Origin of the sequence: Flavobacterium laiguense (assembly GCF_003097655.1) — a bacterium.
Taxonomy (GTDB): Bacteria; Bacteroidota; Bacteroidia; order Flavobacteriales; family Flavobacteriaceae; genus Flavobacterium; species Flavobacterium laiguense.
The window spans coordinates 49,223-64,335 of sequence record NZ_QCZH01000002.1; the positions used below are offsets into that span (position 1 = coordinate 49,223).

A 15,113-nucleotide genomic window follows, 5' to 3' on the forward strand; every position below is an offset into this window, starting at 1 on the left:
ATTGCAGGTATCTATGAGGCATTTCTTTTTCAAATTCTAAAATAGATTACTTTTGCACCAAAACAATCTCACTCTTGAAACCAATACTGTTCCTCATCACGCCCCCGTTTACCCAACTAAATACGCCTTATCCAGCAACGGCTTATATCAAAGGGTTTTTGAACACCAAAAACATTGAATCGGTTCAGGCGGATTTGGGGATAGAAGTGATATTGAAATTGTTTTCGAAACAAGGGCTGGAAGAGATTTTTGGTCAAGCAAGAACAAACAATAAACCAAAAACTCCAAACACTCAGCGAATTCTCGCTTTACAAGACGAATACATCAAAACTATCGATTCAGTTATTGCATTTTTGCAGGGGAAGAATCCAACCTTGGCGCTCCAAATTTGTCAGGAAGATTTTCTGCCGGAAGCTTCAAGGTTTGCACAATTGGAAGAATTGGATTGGGCTTTCGGAACGATGGGAACGCAGGACAAAGCCAAACATTTGGCGACTTTGTACCTTGAAGATATCTCCGATTTTATCGTAGAATGTGTAGATGAGAATTTTGGTTTCAGTCGTTATGCGGAAAGATTGGGGCGTTCAGCCAATTCTTTTGACGAATTGTATAATGCTTTGCAACAAGAACCAACCTATATAGATAACATTCTTCTTTCGATTTTAAAAGAGAGAATAGAAACCGTTCAGCCAACACTATTCCTGATTTCAGTTCCGTTTCCTGGGAATTTATATTCAGCTTTTCGATCCGCACAATGGGTTAAAAAGCACTATCCGAATATAAAAATCTCGATGGGAGGCGGTTTTCCAAATACCGAATTGCGTTCACTATCTGATGCTCGGGTTTTTGAGTTTTTCGATTACATCACTTTGGATGATGGCGAAACGCCAATAGAAGAGTTAATTTCCAATATTCAAATTCCAAATTCCAACTTGGAAGGTGAAAATTCCAATGATAAAATTCCAAATTCCAAATCATACAAAAGGACATTCCTTTTAGAAGACGGAAAAGTAGTGTACAAAAACAACTCCACCAAACCAGATTACAAACAGTCCCAAGTGGGAACGCCCGATTATTCGGATTTGTTTTTGGACAAATACATTTCGGTTATCGAAATCGTTAATCCAATGCACCGATTGTGGAGCGACGGACGCTGGAATAAACTAACAATGGCGCACGGTTGTTATTGGGGAAAATGCACGTTTTGTGATATTTCATTAGATTATATAAAAGTATACGAACCAGTTGCAGCAAACTTATTGTGCGACCGAATGGAAGAAATGATTGCCCAAACGGGAGAAACTGGTTTTCATTATGTAGACGAAGCCGCACCACCCGCTTTGATGCGCGCCTTGGCTCTCGAAATCCTTCGCAGGAAACTGGCCGTTACGTGGTGGACGAACATTCGATTCGAAAAAAGTTTTACCCAAGATTTGTGTTTGTTGCTCAAAGCTTCGGGTTGTATTGCGGTTTCAGGAGGGTTAGAAGTGGCTTCTGACAGATTGTTGAAATTGATTGACAAAGGAGTAACGGTAGAGCAAGTGGCGAAAGTCACTCGGAATTTTACCGAAGCAGGCGTAATGGTACATGCTTATTTGATGTATGGTTATCCAACGCAAACGGTTCAAGAAACGGTGGACAGTCTCGAAATGGTGCGTCAATTGTTTGAAGCAGGCGTTTTGCAATCGGGATTTTGGCACCAATTTGCGATGACAGCGCACAGTCCGGTGGGAATGTTTCCAGAGCAATTTGGAGCTGTAAAAGAAACTGATGCTATTGGAACTTTTGCTAACAATGATATTAATTATACCGATTCAACAGGAATCGATCACGATAAATTCAGTTTCGGACTCAAGAAATCGCTGTTTAATTTTATGCACGGGATTTGTTTTGATTACGAGCTACAAGATTGGTTTGATTTCAAAATTCCGAAAACGAAAATAGGAGCTGATTTTATTTTTGATGCTCTTCAAGAAGAAACTAATTTTAATACCAAACCTACTGCCAAAATCGTTTGGTTGGGAGGAAAACCATCAATTGAAACATTTACCAAATCCAAAAAAGGGAATTCTTGGGAAATGATGACGCTGACTTTTCACGATAAAAAAGAAAGTTTCAGTATTCAGACCAATAAAAAGGAAGGGGAATGGCTGGTTGAAATGCTTCAAAAAATATCGGTTTCGAACACTAAAACCTTTTCTTTTCAGGAAGTAAAAACTGATTTTGAATCCCAATTGGAAGACTTCGAATTGTTTTGGTACTCTAAACCTGTAAATACTTTGAGGGAATTTGGGTTGTTGGTGTTGTAGTTCAAAATTGCACCATAAATAAAACAAGTTTGTGTTGTATTGGTCCACGGATTAAACTGATTGGCACGGATTTCATTTTTTTGAGTCAAATCTATATTTTTATCTGTGTAAAATCTGCGGGCTAATTTATGTTTTATAAATTTATAAATGATTTATAAATGATTTATAAATGTTTTGAACTCTTGGTATGAGTCACAGACAGCATAATTAATTGCCAAAATCTATTTTTTCCATTGACCTCTTAAATGATAGGCTTTAGGTTTTGTAAATGCTCGAATCCCAGCATGCGAAAGTGTCGAACCAAAACCAGAATTTTTTCTGCCAGACCAAGGTAAAGCAGGAGAGACACGGTCGCAGCAGTTCCAATAACTAGTTCCAGAGTTTATTTTTGATAATATAGTTTCTCCTCTTTTTTGCGATTTTGAATATACTGCGGCAGTCAGTCCATAGGCTGTGTCATTCATAAGTTGGATAGCTTCCTCATCAGTTGCAACTTTCATAATTCCGATAATTGGACCAAAAGATTCTTCTTGCATGACAAGCATATCGTTTGTTACATCTGTTAGAACCGTTGCTTCAAAATAATTACCAGGTTTGTCGATACGTTTTCCTCCACAGGTAAGTTTTGCACCTTTCGCCAAAGCGTCATTTATTTGATTTTCCAGAACTTCTATTTGTGCAGCTCGAGTAAGTGCCGCTAGATAAACTCCGTCTTCAGTAGGCAATCCAGATTTCCAAGATTGTACTTCTTCAACAAAATGTTTGATGAACTCATCGTAGTTTTTTTCTTGAATATAAATACGCTCTACTGAGCAACAACTTTGACCATTATTATAAAAAGCTCCATCGGCAGTTCCAATGGCGATGTTTTTTATATCTTCTACATCATCAGCTACATAAAGTGGGTCTTTTCCACCCAATTCAATTTGACAAGGCACCATTTTTGGAGCTACTTTTTGGTATATAAATTGCCCCGTTTTATGAGAACCCGTAAAAAAATAACCGTCAAAATCCATTTCTAATAATGCAGCTCCTATGTCTCCTTTTCCTATAGCGATTTCAAAAACATTTGAAGGTACTCCAGCTTCTAAAAGCAATTTCTGAATTTCTAATCCTGTTAAACTAGAATACTCCGAAGGTTTATAAAGTACCGAGTTCCCAGCTAATAATGCAGGAACAATTACATTAATACCAACCAAATAAGGATAATTCCACGCCGAAATATTACAGACAACACCCAGTGGTTCATAAACAATTTTCTCACCCATACCGTCTTGTTCACTCATGTATTCGTCAGCCAAATAGTTGTAGGCATTATTACAAAGCCAAGTAATTCGGGCAATTCCTCCGTTGATTTCGTTTTTGGATTGTTGCAAAGGTTTGCCAACTTCTGAAGTTAGTATTTGAGCAAGATTTTCAATGTTTTTTTCTAATAAAACTTTGAAGTTTATTAAAGCAGTAATCCTTTGGTCCAATGATTTTTGGCTCCAATCCAATTGACCTATCTTTAGAGTATTGAATTTTTGAGATAAGCTAGTTTCGTTGTCTTGATGGATAGATGTAATCGTTTTTCCAGTAGCTGGATTTATTATTTCTAGTTGCATATTGTATCGATTAAAGCTGTTCTTATGTTTTTACTAAAAGGATTCTCCAAATCATTCATTCTTTCGGGATGCCATTGTACGCCCAATATAAATTGCTTTTCAGGATCGCTAGATTCAATTACTTCGATAACTCCATCTTCAGAAAAAGCTGTGGCTTTCAAATCTGCTCCTAATTTGTCAATCGATTGATGATGGGCACTATTGACTTCCCCTTTTATTTGATGTACAATTTTATAAAAAAGAGAATCTTCTGCGACTTGAATTGGGTGTATTTTATCGAATTCTTCTTTTTTATGAATCTCATTTTGAATTTTGCCATTGTCTAAATGTAGAGTGCCTCCTTTGTAGGTATTTATTAGTTGCAATCCTCTACAAATACCGAGAATTGGTTTCTTTTGTTCTAGAGATAATTTTAAAACTTCAATTTCAAATTGATCACGAGCAACATTAAATGCTGACGGAGCATTTTCATATTTTATTTTTTCAGTGGGTTCCATATCTATACCACCTGTAAATACAATTGCATCACAATTCGATACCTCTTCCAAATTGTTTTCTTGGTAGGTAAGTACAATAATCTCTATGTTTTTATCACCTCCTTTTACCCATTTGGGATAGTTTTGGAAATTAGTTTCAGAAAATGTGACTCCTATTTTCATTTTAAAGTGCTTCTAAATATAATTTTTTAAAATCTTCTCTGCTTACTGGTTTGGGATTATTTGGATGGGCAAAATCTGCCAATGCCAAATCTGCAAGAGTTTCAATATGTTCTATTTTTACTCCTATTTCGCTCAATTTATGTGGAATGTTTATTTTGGTATTCAAATCAAAAAGGTATTGTACTACGGCTTCTCCAGTATGTTCTTTTAGTTCTAGTGTTTGCGCTATTCTTTTGAACTTTTCTTCGTTTCCTTCAATATTAAAACGCATTCCGTATGGAATATTTACTGCATTTGCCAAGCCATGATGCGTATCCAATAAAGTCGAAAGTGGGTGAGCCAAAGAGTGTACCACTCCAAGTCCTTTCTGGAATGCAATCGCTCCCATCATAGAGCCCAATAACATTTTACTGCGTGATTCAATATCTGGATTATTAGTTGCTTTTTCTAGGGATTCACTAATCAGTTTTATTCCTTCTAATGCAATTCCATCACAAATTGGGTGGTAGTTTTTCGCCAAAAAAGCTTCCATGTTGTGGGTTAACGCATCCATACCCGTAGCTGCAGTAATAAATGCAGGTAACTCCATGGTTAGCATAGGGTCAGCAAATACAATAGCTGCTAAAAGTTTTGGAGAAAATAATATCTTTTTTTGATGGGTTTCATCGTCAGAAATAATGGCACTTCGACCAACTTCACTTCCTGTTCCAGCGGTTGTGGGGATAGTAATTAAAACGGGAACATCATTTGTAATATAAACATCTCCACCTATTAAATCGTCATATTTAAAAAGGTCTTCTCGATGATTGATTCGCAAAGCAATGGCTCTTGCCACGTCTAAACCAGCTCCACCACCTATACCAATAATACAATCACAATTGGCATTATCGTAAGCATCTCCACCTTTGTAAACATCCGATTTTACAGGGTTTTTATGAATGTCATAAAATATTTCAGGTTCAAAACCAGCCTGCTGTAAATCGGCAATGATTGCTTTAAAAAAAGGTAATTCGAAGACATTTGGATCCGTTGCTATTAAAGGTTTTTTGAATCCGTTTTTTATTAAATAAGCAGGTAATTCTTTTATGACTCCAGCTCCAAAACGAATTATAGTAGGGAAATTAAATTGTGATATCATATTTTTTGTTGTGTGTTAAAACAGTGTAATTTTAAATTATTTCAAAATAACGTTTCATTTCCCAATCGGTTACCGCTTTGCTAAATTGTCTCCATTCCCATTCTCTGGATTGCGTAAAATGTTGAACAAATGTTTCGCCAAAAAGCTCGTTTGCGATTTTTGAATTTTTCATTAGCATTGTACTGTCAATTAAATTTTTCGAAAGTCGACCATTGCTTTCATCGGTATAACCATTTCCAATTGTTCGGGCTTGTTTGAGTTCTAAATTGTTTTTTATCCCATACAATCCAGCCGCCAAACAAGCGGATAAGGCTAAATAGGGGTTGGTATCTGCTCCGATAATTCTAGTTTCTAGGCGACAGGATTTGGAACCCAATGGCAAAGACCGCAACGCTACAGTGCGATTGTCAATTCCCCAAGTAAGGGTTGTTGGTGCCCAAGCTCCTTCGACCAAACGTTTGTATGAGTTTACTGTTGGTGCGATCATTGGTAAAATTTGGGGTAAACAAAGCAATTGACCAGCAATATAACTGCGCATCATATCACTCATTTTGTTGGGATCATTTTCATCGAAAAATAAATTTTGACTGGCTTCTGAATTCCAAATACTTTGATGAATGTGACCGCCACAACCGGGTAAGTTCTCAGAAATTTTGGCCATAAAAGTGGCCATGATTCCGTGTTTGTATGCGATTTCTTTAACAGAAGTTTTGAATAATGTAGCTCTGTCACCGGACAAAATAGATGTCCCATATTTTATTGCAATTTCATATGTTCCGGGGCCTGTTTCGGTATGCAATCCTTCTACGGGAATATCAAATTGGGTCAATAGGTCGAATAAATCTGTAAAATAGTCATTCTTTAATGAGGTTCTCAAAATAGAATAGCCAAACATTCCGGGAGTAAGTGGATTGAGATTTTGGAAATTCTTGGCTGCTGCCGATTCCGGTGTTTCGGCAAAATTAAACCATTCGAACTCTTGAGAAACCAATGGTGTAAAACCAGCAGTATTGGCTTGATTTTCTATCTTTTTCAATAATTGTCTAGGGCAAATTTCGAGTGGATTTCCATCAACTTTTATAAATTCACCAAGAAAAAAAGGAATGTTATTTTCCCAAGGTATTTTTCGAAAAGTATTGAAATCCAGTTTTACTTTGGCGTCTGGGTATCCCGTGTGCCATCCAGTAAAGCTACCTTTGTCATAAGCAACATCGGCCATGTCCCAACCAAAAACCACATCGCAATATCCAAAATCACTGTCGCAAATGGATAGGAATTTTTCTGTGGAGATATATTTTCCTCTCAAAACGCCATCAATATCGCAAATAGCGAGCTTTACTTTTCCAGAAGGATGATGCTTTATATAATCTATAATTTCAATTTTATTCATTTTTAATATTTCTTTTAGAATTAATAAAATGGTTTAAAAAAGGATATGTTTTAGTGTCTGTTATTTTTAGTATTAATCAGTTTTACAGTATTTTACAACTCAAACTTGATTTACATATAGACTTTTCAATCATTATAAAACTATGAAATTTATTAGAATTCAGTGTGTTATTTATGAAAGATTTTGAATAATATATAACTGATAATGATGAATCCGAAATAGTACAATGCTAAAGTTTGATTGTAATAACTCATAGCAACAAGCGATACTAGTCCAATAACTAAAGCCACAATGGGAAGAATTGGATACATTGGTACAACAAAAGGGCGTTCCAGTTCTGGCTCTGTTTGACGTAATTTTAATAATGACAACATAGAAAGCACATATAAAGAAAGTGCCCCAAAAACGGCAATTGTAATAATATCTCCAGTTTTGTTTGTGAATAAAGCTATAATTCCCAAAAGCATATTTACGATTAGTGCATTTGAAGGAGTTTGAAATTTCTCATTTACTTTTCCTAGAAATCTTGGTGCGTAACTTATTTTTCCAAATTCCATTGTGGCTCTACCACCTGCAAGTATAAGTCCATGAAAAGAAGCAATTAACCCAAAAAGACCAATACCAATAAGTAATTGATACATTAGACTATTTGTAGAAACAATCATTCCCATAGCCATTGGCAAAGGAGAATCAGATAGACTGCCGTCTGTTTTATAAACTACTTTTTCCCAACCACCAACACCTATTGCAGCAACATAAACAAGTACGCACAAAACCAATAATGTAAAAAGAGCACTTCCAAATCCTTTTGTAATGTCTTTTTGAGGATTCTTAGATTCTTCCGCCACATTTGCAATGCCTTCTATTCCAAGAAAAAACCAAATGGCAAAAGGAATAGCAGCAAATATGCCACCCAAACCATTTATACTTGGATTATGAGTAAAATTTTCGACAGAAAAATGTGGAATTGTAACACCAAAAAATAAAATTAATTCACCAACGGCAAGAATTGTTATCAATAATTCGAATGTTGCTGCCAGTTTAACACCAATTATATTAAGAACAGTAAATATGAAGTAAGCAATAATCGCAAAATACACGACATTTATCTGAGGGAAGTTTAAATTTAAATAAGCGCCAATGGCAAATGCAATGGCTGGCGGAGCAAATACAAATTCAACAATTTGTGCCAAACCAGTTATGAAACCAAGGTCTTTTCCAAAGGCTCTATTGACATAATCAAAACCGCCACCTGCTTTTGGAATGGCACAGGCTAATTCAGAATAAGAAAAACTAAAACAGGCGTACATTATCGCAATTATTATAGTGGCAATTCCCATTCCATAAGTCCCCGCTTTTTCCAGACCTAAATTCCATCCAAAATACATTCCTGAAATTACATAACCTACTCCCAAACCCCAAAGTAATAGAGGGGACAACGATTTTTTTAAATGTGTACTCATAAAATTTTGCTTTTGATTATTAAATGTTTTGTTTTTGAAATTGAAATCTTTGTTAAATATTACATATTCGTCTGCTGTTTTAAGAAAATTCTGTTTTTTTAAAGAATTATTAAATTTAGATTTAAAATCGATACAACAAGGAATTATTGCTGATTTTTATTGTAATCTCAGTTTTTGTTCGTAAAAACGCATTAAATAAAAGAATTTTGTTTATAAATATGCGATATATATTTATTTTTTATATTCAGTAACGATTTCTTTGACTATTTTTACCATTCCAAAATTTATATAAAATGAGTACAAACTTTAAAGTAAAAGTAAATGACACTTTTCAATTTGATTTTGAAAAGGAAAGTGTTTTACAACTCGATGCTGTTGTTGTTGATGAATATAAACTTCATGTTTTGCATCAAAATAGCCCCTATAATGCCGAAATCATCTCGTCTGATTTCAATCAAAAAAGCTATACCGTAAAAGTGAATAACAACAATTATACGGTTGCTATTTCAAACGAATTGGATTCACTCATCAAAGAAATGGGATTTGAAGTTGGTTTGACCAAACAAGTCAATGCCATCAAAGCGCCTATGCCAGGTTTGATACTAGAAATTAGTGTAGAAGTTGGACAAACGGTTAAAGAAAATGACAACTTAATTATTTTGGGAGCCATGAAAATGGAAAATAGTTTTCTTTCACCAAGAGAAGGAGTTATCAAAACTATTTTGGTCAATACTGGAGATGCAGTAGAAAAAGGACAGTTGTTAATTGAGTTTGAATAGAGAGATAAGAAGCAAGAACCAAGAAAGTAAGGAAACAAGAAGCAAGAAATGGATTAAAGGTATTTTATTTTTAATCATACTGCGAAACGGACTTTACTCTTTTATCTATTAAAATATGAAAAAAATATTAGTTGCCAATAGAGGAGAAATTGCTATTAGAGTAATGAAAACTGCTCAAAAAATGGGTATTAAAACAGTAGCAGTTTATTCTACTGTTGATAGAAATGCTCCTCATGTTAAATATGCTGATGAAGCTGTTTGCATAGGAGAAGCTCCTTCAAGTCAATCCTATTTATTAGGAAGCAAAATTATAGAAGTAGCCAAGTCATTAAACGTAGATGCTATTCACCCTGGATATGGATTCTTGAGTGAGAATGCTGATTTTGCTGAAGAATGTGAAAGAAATAATATCATGTTTATAGGGCCAAAGTCGAAAGCTATTCATATTATGGGGAGTAAGCTCGCTGCCAAAGATGCCGTGAAAGAATACAATATTCCAATGGTTCCGGGTATTGATCATGCCATTACAGACATCGAAGAAGCTAAGAAAGCTGCAGCTAAAATTGGTTTTCCAATACTAATCAAAGCTTCTGCTGGTGGTGGTGGAAAAGGAATGCGTGTGGTAGAAAGTGAAGGCGATTTTGAATCTCAAATGAATCGAGCCATAAGTGAAGCGATTGCTGCTTTTGGAGATGGTTCTGTTTTTATAGAGAAATATGTGGCCTCTCCTAGACATATAGAAATTCAGGTTATGGCAGACAGTCATGGGAATATTTTGTATTTGTTTGAAAGAGAATGTAGTATTCAGCGCCGTCATCAAAAAGTAGTTGAAGAAGCGCCTTCAGCAGTTTTGACTCCAGAATTGAGAAAAAGAATGGGGGAAGCGGCTGTTTTGGTAGCCAAGTCTTGTGATTATTTAGGTGCTGGAACGGTTGAGTTTTTATTGGATGAAAACAATAATTTCTATTTTCTAGAAATGAATACTCGTTTGCAAGTAGAACATCCCGTTACAGAAATTATTGCAGGAGTCGACTTGGTAGAAATGCAAATAAAAGTGGCTAGAGGCGAAGCTTTGACTCTAAAACAAGAAGATTTGACAATCAAAGGTCATGCTCTAGAATTACGTATTTATGCAGAAGATCCTATGAATGATTTCTTACCAAGTGTAGGACATCTGGATGTATATCAGTTGCCTGTAGGTGATGGGATTCGGGTAGATAATGGTTTCGAACAAGGCATGGATATTCCAATTTATTATGATCCTATGTTGGCGAAGTTAATTACTTATGGCGAAACCAGAGAAGAAGCTATTCAAATCATGCTGAAAGCCATTGATGGATATAAAATAGAAGGGGTTGAAACTACTTTGCCATTTGGAAAATTTGTTTTTGAACATGAAGCATTTCGTTCTGGGAATTTTGACACGCATTTTGTAAAAAAATATTACAGTGCTGAAATGTTAAAAAATCAAATTGCAAAAGAAGCTGAAATCGCTGCTCTTGTAGCCTTGAAACAGTATCTAGAAGATCAAAAAATACTACGTTTACCTATACAATAAATTATGCAAGACAAAATAAAAGTATTAGACGATAAAATTGCTGAAGCCCATTTGGGTGGAGGAAAAAAAAGAATTGAGAAGCAACACGAAAAGAAAAAGTTAACCGCCAGAGAGCGCGTAAACTATTTGCTAGACGAAGGTTCTTTTGAAGAAATAGGAATGTTGGTGACGCACCGAACTACTGATTTTGGAATGGAGAAAGAAATCTATTTTGGAGATGGTGTTATTACAGGGTACGGAACTATAAACGGAAGATTGGTGTATCTATTTGCACAAGATTTTACTGTTTTTGGAGGTGCATTATCCGAAACCCATGCGGAGAAAATATGCAAAGTCATGGATCTGGCGGTAAAAATGGGAGCACCCATGATTGGACTGAATGATTCTGGTGGAGCACGTATTCAAGAAGGCGTTCGTTCTTTGGGAGGTTATGCTGATATTTTTTTTAGAAACGTACAAGCCAGTGGTGTGATTCCACAAATATCGGCTATTATGGGACCTTGTGCCGGTGGAGCGGTTTATTCTCCAGCTATGACCGATTTTACCATGATGGTCGAGGACACGAGTTATATGTTTGTAACGGGACCGAATGTAGTGAAAACAGTAACCAATGAAACCGTGACTTCAGAAGAATTGGGTGGTGCAAGTACACATTCTACCAAATCGGGTGTTGCTCATATTACTTCTAGTAATGATATAGAATGTTTGGAAGATTTGAAACGATTGTTGAGTTATTTACCACAAAGTAATAAAGAAACGCCTCGTAATTTGCCTTATGAATTGAAAGATGAGGTACGAATGAGTTTAGCGAATATCATTCCAGACAATCCAAACAAGCCTTATGATATGCATGAGGTTATTAAAGGAGTAATTGATGAAGATTCTTTCTATGAAGTTCATAAAAATTACGCCGAAAATATTCTTGTAGGTTTTGCTCGTTTGGGAGGCAGAAGCATTGGAATTATAGCCAACCAACCGATGTTTTTGGCAGGTTGTCTCGATGTAAACAGTTCGAAAAAAGCGGCACGATTTACTCGTTTTTGTGACGCTTTTAATATTCCGTTATTAGTATTGGTAGATGTACCAGGGTTTTTACCAGGAACAGACCAAGAGTGGAACGGAATCATTGTTCACGGAGCCAAATTATTGTACGCCTTAAGCGAAGCAACCGTGCCAAGAGTAACCGTAATCACTCGTAAAGCCTATGGTGGAGCGTATGATGTAATGAACTCCAAGCACATTGGTGCCGACATGAATTTTGCTTGGCCTACTGCCGAAATTGCCGTAATGGGAGCCAAAGGCGCCTCTGAAATTATATTCAAAAAAGAAATTCACGATGCCGAAGACCATGAAGCCAAACTCTTGGAAAAAGAAGCTGAATATGCCGACTTGTTTGCCAATCCGTACACAGCAGCACAACGTGGTTTTGTAGATGAGGTTATCCTACCACAAGACACAAGACGTAAATTGATAAAAGCATTTAGTATGCTCGAAAATAAAGTAAGTGTTACTCCAAATAGAAAACACGGAAATATTCCTTTGTAATTCTTTTATAAAAAATGGAAAAACCACTTGATTAGTGGAAATGCCCCAAATAGTGTCTAACTTTTTGGGGCATTTTTCATTCTACTTTAAACCGAAACCCAATCCCGTGTAAATTCTCAATGGCAATCCCTTTTTCGTTGGCCAAAATTTTGCGCAAGCGGGAAATGAAAACATCAAGACTTCGACCCATAAAATAATCATCGTCTCCCCAAAGAGAAGTTAGGATTTGTTCTCGTTTTAAAACTACATTTTTATTGTCGAGGAAAAATTTTAAAAGATCGGCTTCACGTTGGGTAAGGCTGATTTTTTCAGTTTCATTGAATAAAACAAAATTTTTGGTGTCGAATTGGTATTTTCCTATTTGATAAATACTCTTTTCAATCGCCTTATTCTTATGGGAACGTCTTAAGAATATTTCAATTTTTAGTAATAATTCTTCGATGCTGAAAGGCTTTACCAAATAATCATCGGCACCCAAACGGAGACCTTTGATGCGGTCTTCTTTCAGTGTTTTTGCCGAAAGGAAAATAATGGGAACATTGGCATCGAGTTTCCTGATTTCGGTGGCTAATTCAAATCCATCCATTTTTGGCATCATAATATCCAAAATACAAATGTCAAAACGGCCTTTTTTGAAGGCTTCAAAACCAGATGCTCCATCTTCGCAATGCGTTACTTCGTACAGGTTTTGTTCTAGGTTGTCTTTGGTTAGAAATGCTAATGTTGCATCATCTTCGGTATATAATATTCGAACTGGACTCATTAATTTTGTGGAATTAGTAGTGAAAAGGTACAACCTTTTTCTGGATTGCATTTTACGGTTATTTTCCAGTGATGCAGGTCACACACTTTCTTGGCATAGTACAAACCCAAACCAAAACCAGTCACTTCATTGCTTTTTTGACTTGGAATTCTATAAAATTTATCAAATATAAAGGGAATGTTTTTAGAGGAGATTCCAATGCCATTGTCAGTAAAATCAAATTGTAAATGCTTTCCAACTTTTGCAATAGCGATACTGATTTCGGGTTTGTTTTCACAGTATTTTATGGCATTATCCAACAGGTTGTAAACCAAATTGGAGAAATGAAATTCATCGGCTTCGATGGTAACTGCTGCTAAATTTGTTTTAATTTCTATTTTGGTTTCGGGATGTTTTAGTTTAATGTTCTCGATTACAGATTCTAGAATTGGCAGAATATCTAGCTGGTTTTTATTTAAAACTAATGGAGCATTGTCAGACTTTGCAACGGTTAAAATTTTTTCGATATGCTGGTTCAACTTATTGCTTTGGTCAATGATAATGTGGGTGTACTTTTCCAGTTTTTCATCTTGCAGAATTGGATTTTGCCTGATGAGGTAATTGGAAGCAATTAGTATGGAGGACAAAGGCGTTTTGAATTCGTGCGTCATATTGTTAATAAAATCGCGTTGCAAATCGGAATATTTCTTTTGCTGTAAAAGCGTAAAAATAGAATACACATAGACCAGTAAAATAACAATTAATGCAATCGAAAGCACAAACCAAAATCGTAAGGAACTGAACAAATAACTCGTTTCATTGGGAAACCGAATGGCAAAATAATAGACTAAATTTTTATGTTTTGGAAAATGTACAGAATGTTTGGTTTGTTTTTTTTCGGATAAGGAGATGTAATTGCCGTAGACCATTTCGTCGCTTTGGCAATTGTACATAGCATATTCAAAATCGGTGGTGATATTCATTTTCTTGAACTCGGAGATGAGATAAAATTCTAAAATTTCGGGTTCAAAGTCGTTATCAATATTAACGATATAATAATCATTGGATATTTTTCGTACTGGATTTTTGCCAGGAAGTTCTTGGTTGGTTCCCTGATATAATTTTTTGGCTACTTCCAGTAAGGTGACGTGTGTTTTTTGGCTGAACTTTTTTTCTTCAATACTAAAGGCTTCTTTGGTCCAAAGCAATTGTGCCACAAGGATTCCTATAATGGCGATTAATCCGATCAGGATGCTGCTATTGAGTTTGTTTAATTTCATGAATGAGATTTCGGACTGTAATATTAATCAATATTTGGTTGCCTTTTATGCGTTAACAAGTCGTTAACAAAGATTGGATACCGCTTAACAAGGAGGTTTGTTTTTCTAATCTACTTTTGAATGGATCAAATAAAACAAACCATTAACCAGAATCTGAACCATTTCGATAATTTGAGACAGGTTTTAAAAAAGAAAATAAATTATGAAAATGATTAAAATTTCAATGTTGGCATTAACTCTAGGTTTAATGTCATTTTCGGCCATCGCTCCTGTAAAAACGTTAGTTTCAAAAGTGGCTGTTGCAGCCTCTTCAATCGTATGGAAAAGTGAGACGATAGATGTGGGTACAATTCCACAAAACACTCCAAAACCTATTGTTTTCGAATTCAAAAATACAGGAAAAACAACTGTTCTGGTTACCAATGTGCAAGGTTCATGCGGATGTACGGCAACAGATTATACCAAAACGCCAATTGCTCCAGGGAAATCGGGTACGGTTACAGCAACTTATAATGCGGCTAATGCAGGAGCATTTACCAAAACAGTATCGGTAACGACTAATAATGATGCGACTCCTAAAGTTTTGACCATAAAAGGAACTGTTGTTGCGGCATCAACTGGCGTGAAAAGCTAATTTTAGAATCAA

At 35.7% G+C, this 15,113-nt stretch carries 12 protein-coding genes; 5 read left to right on the forward strand and 7 right to left on the reverse strand.

Annotated features, from left to right (window positions below):
* Window positions 1-74: 74 nt before the first annotated feature.
* Complete coding sequence (locus DB891_RS03000) at window positions 75-2,309, forward strand: B12-binding domain-containing radical SAM protein (RefSeq protein WP_116760455.1); 2,235 nt, start codon at window positions 75-77, stop codon at window positions 2,307-2,309.
* Window positions 2,310-2,530: 221 nt separating this feature from the next.
* On the opposite strand, the gene DB891_RS03005 is transcribed toward DB891_RS03000, so the two are convergent.
* From DB891_RS03005 to eat, 5 genes are all read right to left on the reverse strand, one after another.
* Window positions 2,531-3,913 (reverse strand): aldehyde dehydrogenase family protein, encoded by a 1,383-nt coding sequence (locus DB891_RS03005; protein ID WP_116760457.1) that lies wholly within the window; start codon window positions 3,911-3,913, stop codon window positions 2,531-2,533.
* A complete protein-coding gene (locus tag DB891_RS03010; protein ID WP_116760459.1) occupies window positions 3,904-4,572 on the reverse strand; it encodes a gamma-glutamyl-gamma-aminobutyrate hydrolase family protein in 669 nt (222 codons plus the stop codon). Before DB891_RS03010 ends, DB891_RS03005 begins: the two co-directional genes overlap by 10 nt.
* 1 nt (window position 4,573) lies before the next feature.
* A complete protein-coding gene (locus DB891_RS03015; RefSeq protein WP_116760461.1) occupies window positions 4,574-5,710 on the reverse strand; it encodes an iron-containing alcohol dehydrogenase in 1,137 nt (378 codons plus the stop codon).
* Between the two features lie 31 nt (window positions 5,711-5,741).
* Window positions 5,742-7,100: a glutamine synthetase family protein gene (locus DB891_RS03020; protein ID WP_116760463.1), complete on the reverse strand. Its 1,359-nt coding sequence runs from the start codon at window positions 7,098-7,100 to the stop codon at window positions 5,742-5,744.
* Between the two features lie 167 nt (window positions 7,101-7,267).
* Window positions 7,268-8,563, reverse strand: coding sequence for an ethanolamine permease (eat, locus tag DB891_RS03025; RefSeq protein WP_116760465.1), 1,296 nt, complete (start codon window positions 8,561-8,563; stop codon window positions 7,268-7,270).
* Between the two features lie 293 nt (window positions 8,564-8,856).
* On the opposite strand from eat, the gene DB891_RS03030 reads away from it, so the two are divergent.
* The 3 genes from DB891_RS03030 to DB891_RS03040 all read left to right on the forward strand — a co-directional run bounded on the left by DB891_RS03030 (window position 8,857) and on the right by DB891_RS03040 (window position 12,445).
* A complete protein-coding gene (locus DB891_RS03030) occupies window positions 8,857-9,342 on the forward strand; it encodes an acetyl-CoA carboxylase biotin carboxyl carrier protein subunit (protein WP_116760467.1) in 486 nt (161 codons plus the stop codon).
* A 115-nt stretch (window positions 9,343-9,457) separates the two neighbouring features.
* On the forward strand, window positions 9,458-10,900 hold the full coding sequence (gene accC, locus DB891_RS03035; RefSeq protein ID WP_116760469.1) for an acetyl-CoA carboxylase biotin carboxylase subunit: 1,443 nt from the start codon (window positions 9,458-9,460) through the stop codon (window positions 10,898-10,900).
* 3 nt (window positions 10,901-10,903) lie between these two features.
* Window positions 10,904-12,445 (forward strand): acyl-CoA carboxylase subunit beta, encoded by a 1,542-nt coding sequence (locus DB891_RS03040; RefSeq protein ID WP_116760471.1) that lies wholly within the window; start codon window positions 10,904-10,906, stop codon window positions 12,443-12,445.
* Window positions 12,446-12,521: 76 nt separating this feature from the next.
* Here DB891_RS03040 and DB891_RS03045 read toward each other — a convergent pair whose 3' ends face one another.
* Together DB891_RS03045 and DB891_RS03050 are read right to left on the reverse strand one after the other, a co-directional pair.
* Window positions 12,522-13,208, reverse strand: coding sequence for a response regulator transcription factor (locus DB891_RS03045; protein WP_116760473.1), 687 nt, complete (start codon window positions 13,206-13,208; stop codon window positions 12,522-12,524).
* Window positions 13,208-14,467, reverse strand: a complete 1,260-nt coding sequence (locus DB891_RS03050; protein WP_116760475.1) for a sensor histidine kinase — start codon at window positions 14,465-14,467, stop codon at window positions 13,208-13,210. The genes DB891_RS03045 and DB891_RS03050 overlap by 1 nt, the downstream gene beginning before the upstream one ends.
* Before the next feature lie 202 nt (window positions 14,468-14,669).
* Between DB891_RS03050 and DB891_RS03055 the strand changes: the two genes are divergently transcribed.
* Entirely contained in the window at window positions 14,670-15,101 is a 432-nt protein-coding gene (locus DB891_RS03055) for a DUF1573 domain-containing protein (protein ID WP_116760477.1), read from the forward strand.
* Window positions 15,102-15,113: the final 12 nt, after the last annotated feature.